The following is an 18,586-nucleotide window of genomic DNA, read 5'->3' as shown; positions in this document are numbered from 1 at the left end:
ATGAAAACAAAAATTTTTAAGAAAAATCTAAATTCTTTAGCAGGTGGAGAATACAAAATATTAAAACAAAAATTAAGTAAAATAAAAGAGAGTAAAGATTATACCTATGTTTATGATAAAGACCCATTAAATTGTAATATTCTTTATAAATATTCTAAAACATTATATAAAAATCCGTTAAAAGAATTAGAAGAAAATTTAGAAAATTTTAATAAAAATTATACAAGATATCCAATTTTATTTTTTTATGGTTTAGGAAATGGATTTTTTTACAAAGCCTTATTAAAAAATAAAGAACATAAAAGAATAGTAGTTTTTGAGAGAGACTTAGAACTTATATTTTTGATCTTAAATGTAATTGATTTTTCCAAAGAATTACAAGAAGGTAGGTTTATACTCATACATACCAAAGAAATGAATGATGCTAAAGCTGATTTTTTATGCTCTTTTTTTGATTTATTTTTAAAAACATACAATCTTCACATACATTCTAATTTTTACGAACAAGAACAAAAAGAAGAAATTAAAGCTATTAATGATCTAAATTCAAAAGTTATTAAAAATATGGCTTTAAGAAGGGGTAATGATCCAATTGATGCTATGCAAGGAGTAGAACAATTTGTATTAAATTTACCAAAAATGCTGACTCATCCTAGTTTTAACGAACTAAAGAAAAAAAGAAGCAATAAAAGCAAAAACGCTATTTTAGTGGCTACTGGACCATCTTTAAAAAAACAGCTTCCTTTGCTTAAAAAATATGCCTCTAAAGCCACAATTTTTTGTGCTGATAGTGCTTATCCTATACTAGCAAAAGAAGGTATCAAACCTGATTATGTTTGTATGTTAGAAAGAGATGATATAGTAGCAAAATGTTTTGATAATGATTTTAGCAAATTTGACGAAAATATTATTTTTATCTTAGCTTCTTTAGCACATAAAGATACCATAAATTTTTTGGAAAAAAACAAAAGAAAATACATGTTAGTATCTAGATCTTATCCTTTTGCACATTCTTTGGGTTTACATGATTTTGGCTATGTTCAAGGTGGAATGAGTGTAGCTCATTTAAATTATGAATTAGCACTTTTATTAGGCCATGAAAATATTATTTTAATAGGGCAAGATCTAGCTTATAGCAAGGAAGGTAAATCCCACACCGAAGATTTTTTACATAGCGATTATCATATAAATGACTATGAAAGAGATAAAGATAAATTTAAAATTCCAGCTTATGGTGGTAAAGGTTTTGTTCAAAGTTCTCAAGTTTGGGTTTTATTTAAACAAGTATTTGAAAATTTATTTTACAAACAAACAAAAGCAAAAATTTATAATGCTACCGAAGGCGGGGCTAGGATAGAAGGAACTATAGAAAAACCCCTTAAAGAACTTTGTGAAAAATTATTAACTCAAGATATTAAAAAGCCTTTTACGAAATTACAAAATTTAAAACGTAAAGAAAGCGAAGAGTTAATGCTTAAAGCTTATAATCAAATCAAAAAAAATATTAAATTAAGCCAAAATTTTTTAAAAACTTGTAAGAAATTGCACAAAGAATTAAATACTCAAAGTAAAATTCGCTTAACTTTTGATGAATTAAATTTAAAAATCGATTCTTTAAAAGAAAAATTAGAAAGCAATAAATTTATCTTTTTAAGAGAAATTTTAAGTCCTTCATTGTTTCATCTAGAAAGTACTTTTTCTAAAATTTATGTTAGTTCTATTCATAATGAAAGTGATAGACAAAATAAACTAGTAGCTTGGCTTGAAGCACATAAGGCTTGGATTGAAGACATCACTGAACTTATTCAAGTTCAAGAAAAAGCTTTAAAAATAGCTATTATACCTTTGCAAGATGTATTAGAAAAAAGAAAATTGATTTAGTAAAGAGTTTTAAGCTCTTTACTAAAAATATTATTGTAAAAGTTTTAAAACGTTTTGCTGCACCGCATTTGCTTGACTCATAGCATAAGATCCACTTTGAGCTAGGATGTTATACTTTGAAAAATTCGCACTCTCAGCAGCAAAATCAACATCTCTAATGTTTGATTCAGCTGATTTTATATTTACTTGAGTAACACTGATATTATTTAATGTAGCAGTAATTTGATTTTGCACCGAACCAAGATCAGCTCTAATAGCATCTAAATTTGCAGTAGCAGTTTCAGCTATATCCATTACAGCCATAGCTCCTTTTAAAGTAGTAACCCCAGGAGTTTGATCTTTAGCTGCTATACTCATAGAAGCTAAAAAATTTGCAAACTGAGAATTTCCAGCAACAACAGTTACACCAAAGGCTACAGAGAATGCAGTAGCAAATAAAATATTGTCTGCTGCATATATAGCAGAATAATTTTTACCACTACCTACAGAGAATCCTGAACCAGCAGACATACCACTACCATCCGCACTCATATAAGCTGAAACAGAAGAATGAGTTACAATTATTTTACCACCACCCTTGTAAGCATTAAATCCCATAGCATCAGCTACATTAGTGTCAATTTGTCCTTTTGATTCTCTTAAAGATACAGAAGCTTGAGATATCATATCTGTAGCTCCCATGCCCATAGCAGAAAGACCGGCACCTGAAATCAAAATATCCTTACCATTGTTTTTAATCAAAGATAAACGACCATAATTTTCATAATGATCTTTCAATATTCCTGATCCTCCACCCATATTGCCTTCTATCTTTATACCTCTACCTTCTCTAGAAGTAAGGATTAATTTACCATTTTCATCTTTAGCTGCTTCTATACCTGTTGCATCTTTAACTGAGTTAATAGCTGAAATTAAGGCTCCATTTTGATCATTTTCTTGATATTCTATCTTACCAATTTTTACTCCATTAATTGCAAAATCATCACTTGTAGTACCAGCTTTCATAGGAGCTGCACCTGTAGTTTGAACTAAGAAGTTAGCCCTAACTCCTGTTACATCAGCTACTCTATTAATCTCTTCAGCTAAAGCTCCAAGACCAGTTCCTACTGAAGTAGATATAGTAACAGGAGGAAATTTAAAATCATCCACACCATTATAATTTTTAATAACAAACTCAGTTACACCACTTGATTTAGACATAGAACCTGTTTCAAATCTAGTAACTCCTATCTTAGAGCTTTGAGTAGGTCCTATAGTAGCTTTAACGGTTTGATTAGACTGAGCACCCATTTGGAATTCTTGATTTACAAAACCACCACTTAACAATTGTTTACCATTAAAAGCTGTAGTATTTGCTATATTATCAAGTTCTTCCATTAAACGATTAATATCTGCTTGAAGCATGTTTCTTGTTTTTGTGCTTTGTCCATCTTGAGCAGCTTGGGTAGCTTTTACTTTAATAGTATCTAAGATTTTAAGCTGTTCATCCATAGCTTTATCAGCTGTTTGTAAAATACCTATAGCATCGTTACCATTATTAATAGCTTGTCCTAAAGTGCTAGCTTGTGATCTCAAGCTATCAGCTATTGCCATACCTGAAGCATCATCAGCTGCAGAGTTAATTCTAAGACCTGAACTAAGTCTACTTAGAGATTTATCTAATTCTCTTGCATTTATAGTTGAATTTGCATGTGCATTCATTGCACCTATATTGGTGTTTATTCTAAAACCCATTTTAAATCCTTTCAATAATATTGCTATGAAAATATAAAAGCAATATCTATTCCAAGATTAAAATAGATTGAATATATTTTTAAATTAATAGCGGATAATAGAAAAACACCTTAAAAATAAGGTGTTTAAAAGTTATTGTAATAATCTTATTACATTTTGCTGCACCGCATTTGCTTGACTCATAGCATAAGATCCACTTTGAGCTAGGATGTTAAATTTAGCAAAATTCGCACTCTCAGCAGCAAAATCAACATCTCTAATGTTTGATTCAGCTGATTTTATATTTACTTGAGTAACACTGATATTATTTAATGTAGCAGTAATTTGATTTTGCACCGAACCAAGATCAGCTCTAATAGCATCTAAATTTGCAGTAGCAGTTTCAGCTATATCCATTACAGCCATAGCTCCTTTTAAAGTAGTAACCCCAGGAGTTTGATCTTTAGCTGCTATACTCATAGAAGCTAAAAAATTTGCAAACTGAGAATTTCCAGCAACAACAGTTACACCAAAGGCTACAGAGAATGCAGTAGCAAATAAAATATTGTCTGCTGCATATATAGCAGAATAATTTTTACCACTACCTACAGAGAATCCTGAACCAGCAGACATACCACTACCATCCGCACTCATATAAGCTGAAACAGAAGAATGAGTTACAATTATTTTACCACCACCCTTGTAAGCATTAAATCCCATAGCATCAGCTACATTAGTGTCAATTTGTCCTTTTGATTCTCTTAAAGATACAGAAGCTTGAGATATCATATCTGTAGCTCCCATGCCCATAGCAGAAAGACCGGCACCTGAAATCAAAATATCCTTACCATCATTTTTAATCAAAGATAAACGACCATAATTTTCATAATGATCTTTCAATATTCCTGATCCTCCACCCATATTGCCTTCTATCTTTATACCTCTACCTTCTCTAGAAGTAAGGATTAATTTACCATTTTCATCTTTAGCTGCTTCTATACCTGTTGCATCTTTAACTGAGTTAATAGCTGAAATTAAGGCTCCATTTTGGTCGCCATCTTGGTAATCAACCTTACCAATTTTTACTCCATTAATTGCAAAATCATCACTTGTAGTACCAGCTTTCATAGGAGCTGCACCTGTAGTTTGAACTAAGAAGTTAGCCCTAACTCCTGTTACATCAGCTACTCTATTAATCTCTTCAGCTAAAGCTCCAAGACCAGTTCCTACTGAAGTAGATATAGTAACAGGTTGAAATTTAAAATCATCCACACCATTATAATTTTTAATAGTAAGCTGAGCTACACCACTTGATTTAGACATAGAACCTGTTTCAAATCTAGTAACTCCTATCTTAGAGCTTTGAGTAGCACCTATAGTAGCTTTAACAGACTGATTAGACTGAGCACCCATTTGGAATTCTTGATTTACAAAACCACCGCTTAACAATTGTTTACCATTAAAAGCTGTAGTATTTGCTATATTATCAAGTTCTTCCATTAAACGATTAATATCTGCTTGAAGCATGTTTCTTGTTTTTGTGCTTTGTCCATCTTGAGCAGCTTGGGTAGCTTTTACTTTAATAGTATCTAAGATTTTAAGCTGTTCATCCATAGCTTTATCAGCTGTTTGTAAAATACCTAAAGCATCGTTACCATTATTAATAGCTTGTCCTAAAGTGCTAGCTTGTGATCTCAAGCTATCAGCTATTGCCATACCTGAAGCATCATCAGCTGCAGAGTTAATTCTAAGACCTGAACTAAGTCTACTTAAAGAGTTATCTAAAGCTCTTGAGTTTATGTTTGCACTTGTTTGAGCATTTAAAGATGCTACGTTAGTATTTATACGAAATCCCATTTTAAATCCTTTTAAATAATTTCAACCGCTTCCATGCGATTGCTAAATACCATATCGAAAATGTAAAAAAAAAGTTTATAGTTTTAAAAGAATTTTATATTTTTCAATAGCTAAATTTGTATTATCTAAGCTTTGCTTGCAAAATTCTAAAAAAATTTTTAAAAAATCGACATAAGCACTTGCTATGTTATTTGGATCTTGATAAAGATTTACATTAAAAAAACCTCTATAATAAAACAAAGGTTTATACATAAAATATTTTAAAACATAAGAATTATCTATCACTGCATTAAAATCAAAAATGCTTTTTATAATTTCATCATGATTTTGCATTTCTTGATTTTGCTCTAAATTTTCTAAGAGTTTTTGAGCTTGGCAAGAAAGATGAGTTAATTCCAAATTTTCTTGTTGAATTTGATCTAATATTTTTTTACAAGCTTTTTCTTGTTTATTATCGCTTAAACCATCGGGTAAAATATAATCTTTTTTTTCTTGTTTGAGTTTTTTTAAAATTATTTCAAAAGGTATTTCTGTAGTGTAATCTATATAAGCACCACCTTCGGTTGCATTATAAAAATTTATTTTAGAATTTGATACAAATAAAACTTCTAAACGCTTCCTAAATTCATCCCAACCTATATGAGTTTGCACAAAATCTTTTTGACCATAAGCTAAAACTGAAAGCTTTTTTGCTTTGTGTTCTACTTCTTCTACATCGTGGAAAGTAAAGACACTAGCATCTGCATGAGAATTACCATTTTCATTAAAAGCTAAATCTTGTCCTATCATAATAACATTTAAAAACCCAAGCGCTATGGTAAAACTATATGCAAAATGTGCTACATTTACACCTGAGTCTATGTAGCCAAAATCATTTAGTCTAAAGTCTTGTTGATAATCCATATTTTTCAAAGTAAAAATTTTTTTCTTTTTATCTTTTAATACTTGAATTAATGCTTGATCCACACTAGAATTAATCACATAAATAGGTTCTTTAAGATTGAGTGGCAAATTCTCATAAAATTTCGCACATTCTTCATAAATATCCATAGAAAAAACAAAATCAGGATAAATTTCATTTTTTAGTAAAGTTTTATAAGTAGCATCTAAAGAAAAAATTACAAAATCATTTTGATACTGTTTTAAAAGAGCTAATTGCTTATTTAAAGAAGGTCCTGCACAAACTACTACAACACTTTTATTTTTTCCTTTATTTTCATAAATAAATCTTTGCAAAGGGGTGTTTTTCAACACTGAAGGTAAGTTCAGCAAAAACTGCCTATGAATTTTAGTTTCCATATTAAAATTTGTATCCACATTACCTACCACCCTAGATATAACACTTATACATTTTTGATAAACAAAATCTTCCATTGTGCTTTTTTCATAAAATTGACTATAGGCAAAAAGTTTGAAAAGCCCTAAATACTCAAAACAATCATTTTGTGAAAATAATAAGCACAATTGCTCTTCTAATCTCTTTTCCTCCACATCACAAAGATAAATTTTGCCACTAGAAAGCTCTGTACTTAAATCAATTTTACTTAAAACATTGGCAAAAAATTCAGCCTTATCAAATATAAAAATATGTTTATTGATTAGTTTTTTTAAGAAAAGTCCTTCACCTATACCACAAAAAAATATATTAGGCATCATCAAAGCCTCTTTTGGTGGTATGAAAGGCGTTTGACTTGGAAAGATATTGAGAAAATATTCTTCTTTTAAATTTAAAATTTTGTCTTTTAGTGGCCTATTTGTTAATTCCAAAGCATTAAGATTTTTTTGTAAAATCATTCTTTTCCCTATTTTTAAATTAACTAAAATTATAACATTAAATGTATTTTATTTAAACTGCATTTTATAAGCAAAAAATTTATTTTTTTTGTATAAACTTTTATAAACTTATATTTTAAGGCAATTAATGAAGAATTTAATTATAGTAGAATCACCTGCAAAAGCTAAAACTATAGGAAATTTTTTAGGAAAAAACTATGAAGTAATAGCTTCTAAAGGACATATAAGAGATCTACCTAAAACTAGCTTTGGTATCAAAATAGAAAATGAAGAATTTAAACCAGAATACCGAATTTCAAGCGATCACTCTAATTTAGTTAAAGAATTAAAAGAAAAAGCAAAAAAAGTTGATCAAATCTATCTTGCAACCGATGAGGATAGAGAAGGTGAAGCTATAGCTTTTCACATAGCAAAAGCTATTAATAAAGATGAAAAAACTCTACCTAGAATTGTTTTTCATGAAATTACAAAAAATGCCATAGAACATGCTTTGCAAAATCCAAGACACCTAGATACAAATAGCGTAAATGCTCAACAAGCAAGACGCTTACTTGATCGTATTGTTGGATATAAGTTAAGTCCTTTGCTAAATCAAAAAATTCAAAAAGGCCTTAGTGCTGGTCGCGTACAAAGTGCAGCTTTAAAAATAATTGTAGATAGAGAAAGAGAAATCAACGCTTTTGTGCCTTTAAAATACTTTAGTATTGATATGATTTTTAAAAAAGACTTAGAAGCAGAATTGGTTGAATTTCAGGGTCAAAAAATAGAAAAATTTACCATCACTAATGAAGATAGAGCAAAATTAATTTTCAATACTTGTCAAAATTCTAACTTTAAAGTAAAACATATAGAAAGTAAAGATAGAAAAATAACTCCCCCTCCTCCTTTTATGACCTCTACTTTACAACAAAGTGCTAGTAATCGCCTAGGATTTAATCCTAAAAAAACTATGATGATTGCACAAAAACTTTACGAAGGCGTGAAAACACACCAAGGGATTATGGGTATTATTACTTATATGAGAACTGATAGTTTAAATATAGCTAAAGAAGCTTTAGAGCAAGTTAGAAAACTCATAAAAGATGAATTTGGAAAAGAATATTTACCTAGTAAAGCCAATATTTATACCACCAAAAGCAAAGGTGCACAAGAAGCACACGAAGCTATAAGACCTACAAATTTAACTTTTACACCTCAAATTGCGAGCGAATTTTTAGATAAAGATGAAGCAAAACTTTATACACTAATTTATAATCGTTTTTTAGCTAGTCAAATGCAGCCAGCTATATCGCAAACACAAAATGTTTTTGCAAATTCCAATGAAGCAGTGTTTAAAATCAGTGGTAGAAAAATTTTATTCGATGGACACTATAAAGCTTATGGAGATATGGATAAGGATAAAATTTTACCTAATTTAAATTTAAATGACAATTTAAATATACAAAATATAGAATTAAATTCACATCTTACCGAGCCTCCTTCAAGATATTCTGAAGCTGGGCTTGTAAAAAAACTTGAGAATTTAGGTATAGGACGTCCATCAACTTATGCACCAACTATATCTCTTTTAAGCACAAGAGCTTATGTTAGAATCGATAAAAAGCAACTAATCCCTAATGAAATAGCTTTTAATGTCACAGAAATTTTAGAACAAAATTTTAGTGATATTGTTGATAGTGATTTTACCTCGAAAATGGAAGAATCTCTTGATGCTATCGCAGAAGGAAAAATGGACTGGCAAGAACTTTTAAAAAATTTTTATTTTCCTTTTATGCGCAAAATAGATGCAGGTAAAAAAAATATAAAAAGTCAGAAAACCTTTACTAAACTTGATGAACAATGCCCTGAATGCGGTGGTGAGCTTGCCATACGAAAAGGTAGATATGGAGAATTTATTGCTTGTTTAAACTTTCCAAAATGTAAATATTCAAGAAATTTAAAACAAGAAAACCAAGAACAAGAAAAATCTCCACTCAAATCTATAGGATTAAAATGTCCTTTATGTCAAGAAGGTGAAGTAGTTGAACGCTTTTCAAAACGAGGAAAATTTTATGGATGCAGTGCTTATCCAAAATGTAATTTTATTAGCAAATATAAACCAAGTGAAGAAAAATGTACAGAGTGCGGAGAAATTATGGTTATTAAAGAATTAAAAAAAGGAACATTTTTGGAATGTTTAAAATGTAAAATAAAAAAGGAAATTTAATGCAAATAATGCTTTGCGCTATATCTAATATAGCAAGTGGTGGATGTAGTGAAGATTGTAAATACTGCACTCAAAGTGCTCATGTAAAGACTAATATACCAAAATATAAAAAAAAAGATATTGAACAAATTGTAAAGGAGGCAAAACTCGCAAAAAAGAATGAAGCTTTAGGTTTTTGTTTAGTAACAGCAGGTCTTGGGCTTGATGATGAAAAATTAGAATATGTTTGCAAAGCCGCATATGCTGTTAAAAAAGAAGAACCTGATTTATTACTTATAGCCTGTAATGGTAAAGCAAATTTAGATCAATTAAAAGAACTTAAAAAAGCTGGAATTTTTTCTTATAATCACAATCTTGAAAGTTCAAAAGAATTTTTCCCACATATTTGCTCTACTCATAGCTGGGAAGAAAGATTTCAAACAAATCTTTATGCCAAAGAAGCAGGATTAATGCTTTGTTGTGGTGGAATTTATGGATTAGGAGAAAGCCAAGATGATAGAATTAGTCTTAGAAAAAGCTTGCAAGAGCTTCAACCTTTTTCTAGTCCTATAAATTTTTTTATTCCTAATGAAAATTTAAATTTAAAACAAGAATTACTAGATACAGAAGAAGCTTTGCAAATCATCAAAGATAGCGTCAAGGCTTTACCTCAAAGCGTTATTATGGTAGCAGGAGGTAGAGAAGTGGTTCTTAAAGAAAGACAATACGAAATTTTTGAAGCAGGCGCTAGAGCTATAGTTGTAGGAGATTATCTTACAACTAAAGGTGAAGAACCTAGTAAAGATATACAAAAACTAAAACAAATGGGATTTAGCTTTGCTACACAATGTCATTGACACCCAAGCTGCAGTAGATTTAAAAATTTTACTTGTTGTGGCAATTTGTTTATTAACATCTCCTTATATCGCTAAATTTTTAAAGTTGCCTCTTTCGGCAACTGAAATCATACTTGGCTCTTTAATAGGATTTTTAGGCTTCATAGGAGAAAGTGAAAAATTTAGACTTTTGGCTAATGCTGGATTTTATTATTTGATGTTTATAGCAGGCATGGAAATCAATCTAAAAACTTTCTTAAAAACAGAAAAAAGTTTATTGCATAAAGCATTAATTTATATTATTTGTTTATATTTATCTAGCATTATAGTAGTAGAAAGCGCTGATCTTTCTTATATTTTTATCATTATTATACCTATTATGAGTGTGGGATTACTCTCTACTCTTTATAGAGATTTTGGTAAAAATTGTGATTGGTTAAACATTTCCATGGTAGTTGCAACCCTTGCAGAAGTTGTAAGTATAGTTTTACTCACTATTACAGCAGCTTTTTTAGGACAAGGAACAGATATTTTTTCTTTGGCTCAAAATTTATTATATTTAGTAGGATTTTTAGCTCTTTGCATTTTTGGATTTAAATTTTTAGAAGTACTTTTTTGGTGGTATCCTCAACTTAGAACCATACTGATGCCTTGGCAAGATCAAAATGAAAAAGATATAAGATTTTGTATGGCAATATTTATAGCCATAGTAGCTATTATGATTTATTTTAAACTCGAAGTTGCCCTTGGAGCTTTTATAGCAGGTTCTTTTATAGCAACATTTTTTGATCACAAAAAAGATTTAGAACATAAATTATCAAGCTTTGGTTATGGTTTTTTAATCCCTATATTTTTTATTTATATAGGATCAAGTTTTAGATTAGAAAAACTACTAAATTCTGAGGTTTTATTTATAGCCTTTTTACTTACCACTTTTATGATAGTCTTAAGAATTTTATCTGCTTTAGTTTTTATAAAAAATTTAGGTATAAAAAATACTTTTTTATTTGGACTTAGTCATTCTATGCCATTAACTTTACTTATAGCTATAGCCACACTCTCATTAGGAGCTAAAATTATTACAGAAGAAATTTATTCAGGATTGGTGCTTACAGCTTTGCTTGAAGCCATCTTAGCAATAAGCTTAATCAAATTTATCAATAATTTTAGCAAAAACAAATCTCAGTAATATTATGCTATACTTCATACTATGAAAAATTTAGATACACTTTTAGAATTGGCCTTAAAAGCAGGCAAGGAAGCAGCAAAAATTTTGTTGGAGTATAAAAATAAAAATACTCTATGGACTAAAGATGATAATTCTCCAGTTGGATTAGCTGATATAAAATCGAATGAAATCATAAGTGAAATTCTATCTTCAAGTGATATAGCAATTTGTTCAGAAGAAAATATACTTTCTTATGAAATACGATCACAATTAAAATATTTTTGGCTAATTGATCCGTTAGATGGAACCAAATCTTATGCTAAAAACGATAAAGAATATTGCGTACTGATTGCTTTAATTCATAAAAATAGACCTGTATTATCCCTCATAGTTGATGTTGAAAACGATGCTTATTATTATGCACACACTCATACAAAAGTATACAAAAATGAAAAGCTTATAAATTTTGATGATGAAGCCTATAAAAAGGTACAAAATATAGCTTTATACTCTAAAAACCACGATAATAATGAAGATTTTTTTATTCAAAATAAATTAGAAGGGATAAAAGTTTCTTCTGCTTTGAAATTTGTATATTTACTTGAAGCTAAAGCTGGAATTTATCCTCGTTTTGGTGGTCCTAAAGCTTGGGATATAGCAGCTGGTGATTTTTTGATCATACAAAATGGCGGAATTATGCAAGATTTTAATAAAAATTTACTTGATTATAACACTAAAGATCTTGCCCTGCCAAGTTTCATCGCTTTTGCTAAAAAAGAATACACGCTTAAAGGTTTTTAGTGAAATTTTTTTTAATATTTTTATGTTTTGTCAGTGGAATATTTGCAAATTCTTTTGAAAATAAAAAAATTATCAAATTAGATACTCAAGATGAATTTAACATCATAAATCTAAATCAAGACATTGATTATGAAAAACTTTCAAACATTACCACTTTAGCCTTAATTCCAAGCTATGAGAAAGAATATAATTTTTATTTTTCAAATTTTAAGATTGACTCTTATACTATGGCTAAAAATACTCTTTTAAAATTAAATTATATTGTTAATCAAAATAAAGATTTTATTTTAATCAGTCAAAAAGAAAATCAAAATTATATTAATTCCCAAAGTTTTATTTATCCACAAAAAGAATTTGTTAATGCAAACAACTTTTTAGAATTTAATAATTTTAAAAAACCAAATTTTATTGTTTTACTTGATTTAAAAAATATACAAGCAACTCAAAGAAATTTCTTATTTTTTTTAAGCTTTGACACATTAATTGACATAGAATATAAAATTTACAATGCAAAAACAAATAAATTAAAAGATCATAGATTATTAACAATTCAAAGTAATTTCAATACTAACAATAAAGAAAAATCTTATGAAGAACTTGTAACAAATATATCCAACGCGATTTATGAAGATATAAGACAAATTATATAATCACTACTTCTTCTTCCAAAAGAATACCAAATTCATCGAAAACTTTTTTCTTTGCTAAATTTATTAAATATATAGCATCTTCAAAATTCGCATGTTTTTTATTAATCAAAAAATTCGCATGCTCATTGCTAAACATAATATCATTTTTATTAAATCCCTTCAAACCCACCGCTTCTATAAGTCTTCCCGCATGATCATTTATAGGATTTTTAAAAATAGAACCAAAACTAGCACCTTTAGGTTGATTTTTTCTGGCATTTTTTAAAAACTCATCTTTTTGCATATCAAAACCAAATTCTAAGAAAAAAACAGCACTAAACATCACTGTTTCAATAGGATTAAACCTATAAGCAAAAGATATATCTTTTTTAAATATTTCTTTTTTAAAAACTTTTATACTAAACAAATGATTGCTGATATTTTCATCTTTCAAACCAGCATTCATTTTTAAAATTCCACCTAAAGTGCCTGGAATATTTCTTAAAAATTCAAATCCCTTAAGATTATTCTTTTTAGCAAAATTATACATACTTAAAGACTTGCTAGCACAACCTATTTCTAAAAAAAGTCCATTTTGTTTTTTGTCCAAGATTTTTATATAATCAAATTCCTTACCCAACATTCCAAGTTTTTTAGCTTTTGGAGAAACTAAAATATTGTTGGCTCCACCTATTAATATCCCATCAAATTCACAAGGTTCTTCTAAAATTTGAACTTCAAATTTATCCCCTATACGTACAGAGCTGTACTTAGAAAAATCAATATTCATTGTATAAAATTTGGAATATGATTTATCATATTAATAGTAAAATCCATCATAGAACTTATCATCCATGGCATTAAAAAAACTATTACAACAACAACGAGTAAAATTTTTGGAACAAAAGAAAGTGTTGCTTCATTAATCTGCGTTACAGCTTGAAAAATACTTATAATCAAACCAGCAATAAGCCCAGCTAAAAGCATTGGTAAAGATAGCATAAGGGTTATTTTGAAAGTTTGAACCCCTAAGGATACTAAAGCACTTTCCATTATTTCTCCTTCATAAAAGACAAAATTCTATCAAAATTTTTTAAGAATTTCTAAATTTTTCATATTCATCAGGAATGAGATACAACCTACTTTTAATCAAATTGTCATAAAAATTATGTTCATAACCTAACTTAAAAAGTTTATCAATAGCATTATACTGCCTATCGCTCATATTGATTGAATTTTTATTTGCATATAAACCTAGGTAAATTTCTAATTTTTGTTCATTTACGCGTATTAAATTTCTTTCCATCAACATAGGTGCTAAAATTTTTTTATTATGATCTGCTAATTGCACAGCTTTAATCAAATCTTTTTCTATATTAATAGCATCATTTAAAGGTAAAGATCTTCTTAACGCCATACCGCCAAGTGGCAAAGGCAAATCATCTTTTATTAAATCTTGCCATATATCCCAAATTTCAGCTTCAACACACAATGAATCATCAAAGTCTAAAATACTTTCATGAATCAACACTCCAGCATCAACTTCATCTTCTAAAACCGCCTTTTCAATTTCTAAAAAATTCTTATAAATAATTCTTGCTTGAGGATACTTTATACGAAAAATCAAAGCATTACTAGTATGCATTCCACTTAAAGCTACTTTAAAATTTGGCTTTAATTTTTTATTTTTTTTTCTAATAAGTTTTGGACCATAACCCTCACCAAAACTCACTGCAGTCTTTAACAAAGCATATTCACTAGCTATTAAAGGATACAAAGCAAAAGAAATTGCACTCACATCAAATTCATTTTGTAAAGCCATTTCATTTAATGTTTGTATATCTAAAGCTATATTGTTATATTTATAATTATTACCAACCCAACCAAATTTAATAGCCATATACATAAAAATATCATCAGCATCTGGAGAATGTGCGACACTAATTTTTTTCATATTTTTTCCTAAAAATTTTTGTAAAGTATTTTAGCAAAATTAAATACTAAAACTTATATTAAATTTCTTTTTGATACAATTTTTAACATAATTTAACAAGGAAAACAACTATGGATGATAACAAAAGAAAGTCTTTAGATGCGGCTTTAAAAAGTCTTGATAAAACCTTTGGAAAAGGAACCATTTTAAGACTTGGTGATAAAGAAGTGGAAAAAATCGATTCTATTCCCACTGGTTCAGTTGGACTTGATCTAGCTTTGGGTATAGGTGGAGTTCCAAAAGGTAGGATTATAGAAATATATGGACCTGAAAGTTCAGGAAAAACTACTCTTACTTTACATATTATTGCTGAATGTCAAAAAAAAGGTGGAGTGTGTGCATTCATAGATGCTGAACATGCATTAGATGTAAAATACGCAAAAAATTTGGGCGTAGATACTGAAAATCTTTATATTTCTCAACCTGATTTTGGCGAACAAGCTTTAGAGATCGTAGAAACCATAGCAAGAAGCGGTGCGATTGATTTAATTGTGGTAGATAGTGTTGCTGCACTTACGCCAAAAGCTGAAATAGAAGGAGATATGGGAGATCAACATGTAGGACTTCAAGCAAGATTAATGTCTCAAGCTCTTAGAAAATTAACTGGCATAGTTCATAAAATGAATACTACTGTTATCTTTATAAACCAAATTCGTATGAAAATAGGTATGATGGGATATGGAACTCCTGAAACTACAACAGGTGGAAATGCACTTAAATTTTATTCTTCTGTACGTTTAGATGTAAGAAAAACCGCTACGTTAAAACAAAATGATGAACCTATTGGAAATAGAGTCAAAGTAAAAGTTGCTAAAAACAAAGTAGCACCTCCTTTCAAGCAAGCAGAATTTGATGTAATGTTTGGAGAAGGAGTGAGTCGTGAAGGAGAATTAATAGACTATGGAGTCAAACTCGACATTATCGATAAAAGTGGTGCATGGTTTTCTTATAAAGCTACTAAACTTGGACAAGGAAGAGAAAATGCAAAAGCATTTTTAAAAGAAAACGAAGCTGTTGCAGATGAAATTACACAAGCTATACAAAATTCTATCGGTATTGACAATGTAATTTTAGGTGCTAAAGAAGACGAAGAAGGAGAAGAATAATGCTAATTATAGAAGATTTAAGAGCTTTTGAAGTTTTAGATAGCAGGGGAAATCCTACAATAAAAGCTGAAATAATGCTAAGTGATGGTAGCTTAGGAAGTGCTATAGTTCCAAGTGGTGCAAGTACTGGAAAAAAAGAAGCTTTAGAGCTTAGAGATAATGATGAGAGATTTGGGGGCAAAGGAGTTTTAAAAGCTATAGAAAATATTAATGGTATTATTGCTGAAAATATAATAGGACTAGATGCTTTTAATCAAACTCAACTAGATAATACTTTGCTTGAAATTGATGGTTCAAAAAATTATTCTAATTTAGGAGCAAATGCCACTTTGGGAATTTCTATGGCGACTGCTCGTGCAGCAGCAAATGCACTAGACATTCCATTATACCGATATTTAGGTGGAGCAAATGCAAGTGTGTTACCTGTACCAATGTGTAATATCATAAATGGTGGTGCTCACGCAAATAACAGTGTTGATTTTCAAGAATTTATGATTATGCCTTTTGGGTTTTCAACTTTTAAAGAAGGCTTAAGATCGGTATGTGAAATTTATGCTGTCTTGAAAAAAGAATTAGCAAATTTAGGACACTCTACTGCTTTAGGTGATGAGGGTGGATTTGCACCAAATTTGGCAAATAACACCGAACCACTAGATCTTTTAATGACTTGCATTAAAAAAGCTGGTTATGAAAACAAAATCAAACTTGCATTAGATGTAGCAAGTAGCGAGCTTTACAAAGATGGCAAATATCATCTAGAAGGAAAAAGTTTTTCAAGTGAAGATCTTATTGCTCGCTATGAAGAACTTTGTGCGAAATATCCTATATTCAGTATAGAAGATGGTTTGGCTGAAGATGATTATGATGGCTGGATAAAGCTTACTCAAAAACTTGGAAATAAAATTCAGCTTGTAGGTGATGATTTATTTGTAACAAATGAAGATATTTTAAGAGATGGTATAATGAAAAATATGGCAAATGCTGTATTAATTAAACCTAATCAAATTGGAACTATTACTCAAACTATGAAAACAGTAAGATTAGCACATAGAAATAATTACAAATGTATTATGAGTCATAGAAGTGGTGAAAGTGAAGATGCATTTATAGCTGATTTTGCTGTCGCATTAAATACAGGACAAATTAAAACTGGAGCTTTAGCTAGAGGCGAAAGAACTGCAAAATACAATCGTTTATTAGAAATTGAATTAGATAATGATGAATATTTGGGAGAAAAACTCTGAGTGATTTATTAAAAGAATATGATGAGCATTCTAAGAAAAAAGAAGCTCATCAGCATCTTATTAAAACCATCATGTTATCTTTACTAGCAATTATTGTTGCTATATATTTTGGTAATATGTTTTTTGGAAAATCATCACTAGATGTATTGCTAAGTTTAAAACAAGAAAAAAAGCAATTAGAAAATAATATTGATATTTTAAAAGCAAAAAATGCTCAAGCACAAAAAGAATATTTACAGCTTTTAAGACTTAAAGGAGCGAATGTTGAAAATTAGATATTTAATATTTTTATTACTAGGGGTATTTTTAAATGCCAAGGAAAATCCTTTTGATAATGAAATGGAAAAAAAGAATCTTGAATTTGAAAATTTTAGTCCTTTTCAAAGACAAGATTTTAACTTTGATTCTAATGCAAGGATTTTAAAAAATATTACCTTAACTTATATAAATCTTGATGGATCAGAACAACAAATCATTTTAGATATAAACAAAAGCATAGATTGGCACGATAATTTTGCTTTTATAAAAAGCAAAGCACCTAATACAACACCTATACTTGACGTTTCTGTCACAGTTCCAAAAGAAAAGAAAGCTGAAAGAAAAAGTGGAGAAAATAACACAACTGTTAATATAGAAACTCCTTTATTTACAGGAGATATCTACAATTTCATATCTCTTAGTTTTTATAATAATAAAATCAACATTAATACGCGCGATAAAATGTTACGAAATTTATCTATAGGTGATCCAACCAAAATCATTGTTGATTTTGCAAAAAATCAACATTTTAATACAAAAACACTTCAGGTAAATACTGCTAATGTGAAAAAAGTAGTATTTGGATCACATAAAAATTTTTATAGACTAGTAATTTATCTAGATGGTAAATATGATTATGATTATTCAAAAGGTAAAAATCTTCACACCTTTAATCTTCGCTAAGAGTTTTTTATAACTCTTAAGCGAATTTATGTTCATAAATAATCATTTGAAATCTTTGAGCAATCATTTTTGCTCTTTCTAATATAACACTTCTTGCCTCATCTTCAAAAATTTCCTCTAAACTTTCATCGAATAATTTAAGCCATATATCAAAAAACTCCCTTGGAAAGGGTGGTAAATCGTGATGAGCTTTTAATGGAGATCCGTTATATCCACCCTCTCCTAAAAACATTCCCATCCAAAAACTTGCTATTTTTTCTTTATGTTTAGTCCAACTTTGTTCATCTGTCCCAATAGCTGTATTGAAAATTGGCGACAAATCCTTATCTTTTCTTACTTTTGCATAAAAAATATCCATCAACTTTTTTATACCTTCTTGATTGATAGTATCAAATTTCATATTTTTCCTTTATTTTTTATTTTATTTTAGTAAAATT

17 protein-coding genes are annotated in these 18,586 nt (G+C 29.1%); 10 read left to right on the top strand and 7 right to left on the bottom strand.

The window, feature by feature from the left end; all coding sequences use genetic code 11:
- Nucleotides 1-1,881 carry a motility associated factor glycosyltransferase family protein gene (locus CINS_RS00760; RefSeq protein ID WP_039649013.1) on the top strand — a complete coding sequence of 627 codons (1,881 nt, stop codon included), beginning with the start codon at nucleotides 1-3 and terminating at the stop codon, nucleotides 1,879-1,881.
- Nucleotides 1,882-1,911: 30 nt separating this feature from the next.
- Here the strand turns inward: CINS_RS00760 and CINS_RS00755 are convergent, their stop codons facing one another.
- The 3 genes from CINS_RS00755 to CINS_RS00745 all read right to left on the bottom strand — a co-directional run bounded on the left by CINS_RS00755 (nucleotide 1,912) and on the right by CINS_RS00745 (nucleotide 7,245).
- Nucleotides 1,912-3,615, bottom strand: a complete 1,704-nt coding sequence (locus tag CINS_RS00755) for a flagellin A (protein ID WP_039649012.1) — start codon at nucleotides 3,613-3,615, stop codon at nucleotides 1,912-1,914.
- A gap of 132 nt (nucleotides 3,616-3,747) precedes the next feature.
- Nucleotides 3,748-5,451 (bottom strand): flagellin A, encoded by a 1,704-nt coding sequence (locus CINS_RS00750; RefSeq protein ID WP_039649011.1) that lies wholly within the window; start codon nucleotides 5,449-5,451, stop codon nucleotides 3,748-3,750.
- A 75-nt stretch (nucleotides 5,452-5,526) separates the two neighbouring features.
- The gene (locus tag CINS_RS00745) at nucleotides 5,527-7,245 is read right to left on the bottom strand and encodes a motility associated factor glycosyltransferase family protein (protein WP_039649010.1); all 1,719 of its coding nucleotides are present in this window, start codon (nucleotides 7,243-7,245) and stop codon (nucleotides 5,527-5,529) included.
- A gap of 127 nt (nucleotides 7,246-7,372) precedes the next feature.
- Here CINS_RS00745 and topA point away from each other — a divergent pair, with 127 nt between their 5' ends.
- Genes topA through CINS_RS00720 form a run of 5 tightly spaced genes read left to right on the top strand, consistent with a single transcriptional unit; the run spans nucleotide 7,373 to nucleotide 12,885 of the window.
- Nucleotides 7,373-9,451 carry a type I DNA topoisomerase gene (gene topA / locus CINS_RS00740; RefSeq protein WP_039649009.1) on the top strand — a complete coding sequence of 693 codons (2,079 nt, stop codon included), beginning with the start codon at nucleotides 7,373-7,375 and terminating at the stop codon, nucleotides 9,449-9,451.
- Nucleotides 9,451-10,287, top strand: a complete 837-nt coding sequence (locus CINS_RS00735) for a biotin synthase (protein ID WP_039649007.1) — start codon at nucleotides 9,451-9,453, stop codon at nucleotides 10,285-10,287. Before topA ends, CINS_RS00735 begins: the two co-directional genes overlap by 1 nt.
- Nucleotides 10,268-11,455, top strand: coding sequence for a sodium/hydrogen exchanger family protein (locus CINS_RS00730; protein ID WP_052251928.1), 1,188 nt, complete (start codon nucleotides 10,268-10,270; stop codon nucleotides 11,453-11,455). The genes CINS_RS00735 and CINS_RS00730 overlap by 20 nt, the downstream gene beginning before the upstream one ends.
- A gap of 21 nt (nucleotides 11,456-11,476) precedes the next feature.
- Nucleotides 11,477-12,235: a 3'(2'),5'-bisphosphate nucleotidase CysQ family protein gene (locus CINS_RS00725; RefSeq protein WP_039649005.1), complete on the top strand. Its 759-nt coding sequence runs from the start codon at nucleotides 11,477-11,479 to the stop codon at nucleotides 12,233-12,235.
- Nucleotides 12,235-12,885 (top strand): hypothetical protein, encoded by a 651-nt coding sequence (locus CINS_RS00720; protein ID WP_039649002.1) that lies wholly within the window; start codon nucleotides 12,235-12,237, stop codon nucleotides 12,883-12,885. Before CINS_RS00725 ends, CINS_RS00720 begins: the two co-directional genes overlap by 1 nt.
- Here CINS_RS00720 and CINS_RS00715 read toward each other — a convergent pair.
- From CINS_RS00715 to CINS_RS00705, 3 genes are read right to left on the bottom strand one after another with little or no spacing between them, the layout of a single operon-like run.
- Nucleotides 12,878-13,654, bottom strand: a complete 777-nt coding sequence (locus CINS_RS00715; protein ID WP_039649000.1) for a UDP-N-acetylmuramate dehydrogenase — start codon at nucleotides 13,652-13,654, stop codon at nucleotides 12,878-12,880. The genes CINS_RS00720 and CINS_RS00715 overlap by 8 nt on opposite strands.
- Nucleotides 13,651-13,920 (bottom strand): flagellar biosynthesis protein FliQ, encoded by a 270-nt coding sequence (fliQ, locus tag CINS_RS00710; RefSeq protein ID WP_126418539.1) that lies wholly within the window; start codon nucleotides 13,918-13,920, stop codon nucleotides 13,651-13,653. The genes CINS_RS00715 and fliQ overlap by 4 nt, the downstream gene beginning before the upstream one ends.
- A gap of 37 nt (nucleotides 13,921-13,957) precedes the next feature.
- The gene (locus tag CINS_RS00705; protein WP_039648996.1) at nucleotides 13,958-14,818 is read right to left on the bottom strand and encodes a menaquinone biosynthesis family protein; all 861 of its coding nucleotides are present in this window, start codon (nucleotides 14,816-14,818) and stop codon (nucleotides 13,958-13,960) included.
- A 110-nt stretch (nucleotides 14,819-14,928) separates the two neighbouring features.
- On the opposite strand from CINS_RS00705, the gene recA reads away from it, so the two are divergent.
- The 4 genes from recA to CINS_RS00685 all read left to right on the top strand — a co-directional run bounded on the left by recA (nucleotide 14,929) and on the right by CINS_RS00685 (nucleotide 18,149).
- Nucleotides 14,929-15,963 carry a recombinase RecA gene (gene recA / locus CINS_RS00700; RefSeq protein WP_039648995.1) on the top strand — a complete coding sequence of 345 codons (1,035 nt, stop codon included), beginning with the start codon at nucleotides 14,929-14,931 and terminating at the stop codon, nucleotides 15,961-15,963.
- Entirely contained in the window at nucleotides 15,963-17,207 is a 1,245-nt protein-coding gene (gene eno / locus CINS_RS00695) for a phosphopyruvate hydratase (RefSeq protein WP_039648994.1), read from the top strand. The genes recA and eno overlap by 1 nt, the downstream gene beginning before the upstream one ends.
- A gap of 71 nt (nucleotides 17,208-17,278) precedes the next feature.
- A complete protein-coding gene (locus tag CINS_RS00690; protein ID WP_052251927.1) occupies nucleotides 17,279-17,482 on the top strand; it encodes a hypothetical protein in 204 nt (67 codons plus the stop codon).
- Entirely contained in the window at nucleotides 17,469-18,149 is a 681-nt protein-coding gene (locus tag CINS_RS00685; RefSeq protein ID WP_232012946.1) for an AMIN domain-containing protein, read from the top strand. Before CINS_RS00690 ends, CINS_RS00685 begins: the two co-directional genes overlap by 14 nt.
- A gap of 16 nt (nucleotides 18,150-18,165) precedes the next feature.
- Here CINS_RS00685 and CINS_RS00680 read toward each other — a convergent pair whose 3' ends face one another.
- Nucleotides 18,166-18,549: a group III truncated hemoglobin gene (locus CINS_RS00680; protein ID WP_039648988.1), complete on the bottom strand. Its 384-nt coding sequence runs from the start codon at nucleotides 18,547-18,549 to the stop codon at nucleotides 18,166-18,168.
- Between the last annotated feature and the right edge of the window lie 37 nt (nucleotides 18,550-18,586).

It is taken from the genome of Campylobacter insulaenigrae NCTC 12927, from assembly GCF_000816185.1.
In the GTDB taxonomy this organism is placed as follows: Bacteria; Campylobacterota; Campylobacteria; order Campylobacterales; family Campylobacteraceae; genus Campylobacter_D; species Campylobacter_D insulaenigrae.
The sequence above is the reverse complement of the archived record's forward strand: the minus strand, read 5'-3'. Positions and strand labels throughout refer to the sequence as shown.

What these genes read in the sequence shown, in the direction of transcription:
- CINS_RS00760 (WP_039649013.1), top strand. Translation starts at nt 1, where the DNA reads ATGAAAACAAAAATTTTTAAGAAAAATCTAAATTCTTTAGCAGGTGGA.
- CINS_RS00755 (WP_039649012.1), bottom strand. Translation starts at nt 3,615, where the DNA reads ATGGGTTTTAGAATAAACACCAATATAGGTGCAATGAATGCACATGCA.
- CINS_RS00750 (WP_039649011.1), bottom strand. Translation starts at nt 5,451, where the DNA reads ATGGGATTTCGTATAAATACTAACGTAGCATCTTTAAATGCTCAAACA.
- CINS_RS00745 (WP_039649010.1), bottom strand. Translation starts at nt 7,245, where the DNA reads ATGATTTTACAAAAAAATCTTAATGCTTTGGAATTAACAAATAGGCCA.
- topA (WP_039649009.1), top strand. Translation starts at nt 7,373, where the DNA reads ATGAAGAATTTAATTATAGTAGAATCACCTGCAAAAGCTAAAACTATA.
- CINS_RS00735 (WP_039649007.1), top strand. Translation starts at nt 9,451, where the DNA reads ATGCAAATAATGCTTTGCGCTATATCTAATATAGCAAGTGGTGGATGT.
- CINS_RS00725 (WP_039649005.1), top strand. Translation starts at nt 11,477, where the DNA reads ATGAAAAATTTAGATACACTTTTAGAATTGGCCTTAAAAGCAGGCAAG.
- CINS_RS00715 (WP_039649000.1), bottom strand. Translation starts at nt 13,654, where the DNA reads ATGAATATTGATTTTTCTAAGTACAGCTCTGTACGTATAGGGGATAAA.
- CINS_RS00705 (WP_039648996.1), bottom strand. Translation starts at nt 14,818, where the DNA reads ATGAAAAAAATTAGTGTCGCACATTCTCCAGATGCTGATGATATTTTT.
- recA (WP_039648995.1), top strand. Translation starts at nt 14,929, where the DNA reads ATGGATGATAACAAAAGAAAGTCTTTAGATGCGGCTTTAAAAAGTCTT.
- eno (WP_039648994.1), top strand. Translation starts at nt 15,963, where the DNA reads ATGCTAATTATAGAAGATTTAAGAGCTTTTGAAGTTTTAGATAGCAGG.
- CINS_RS00690 (WP_052251927.1), top strand. Translation starts at nt 17,279, where the DNA reads ATGTTATCTTTACTAGCAATTATTGTTGCTATATATTTTGGTAATATG.
- CINS_RS00685 (WP_232012946.1), top strand. Translation starts at nt 17,469, where the DNA reads ATGTTGAAAATTAGATATTTAATATTTTTATTACTAGGGGTATTTTTA.
- CINS_RS00680 (WP_039648988.1), bottom strand. Translation starts at nt 18,549, where the DNA reads ATGAAATTTGATACTATCAATCAAGAAGGTATAAAAAAGTTGATGGAT.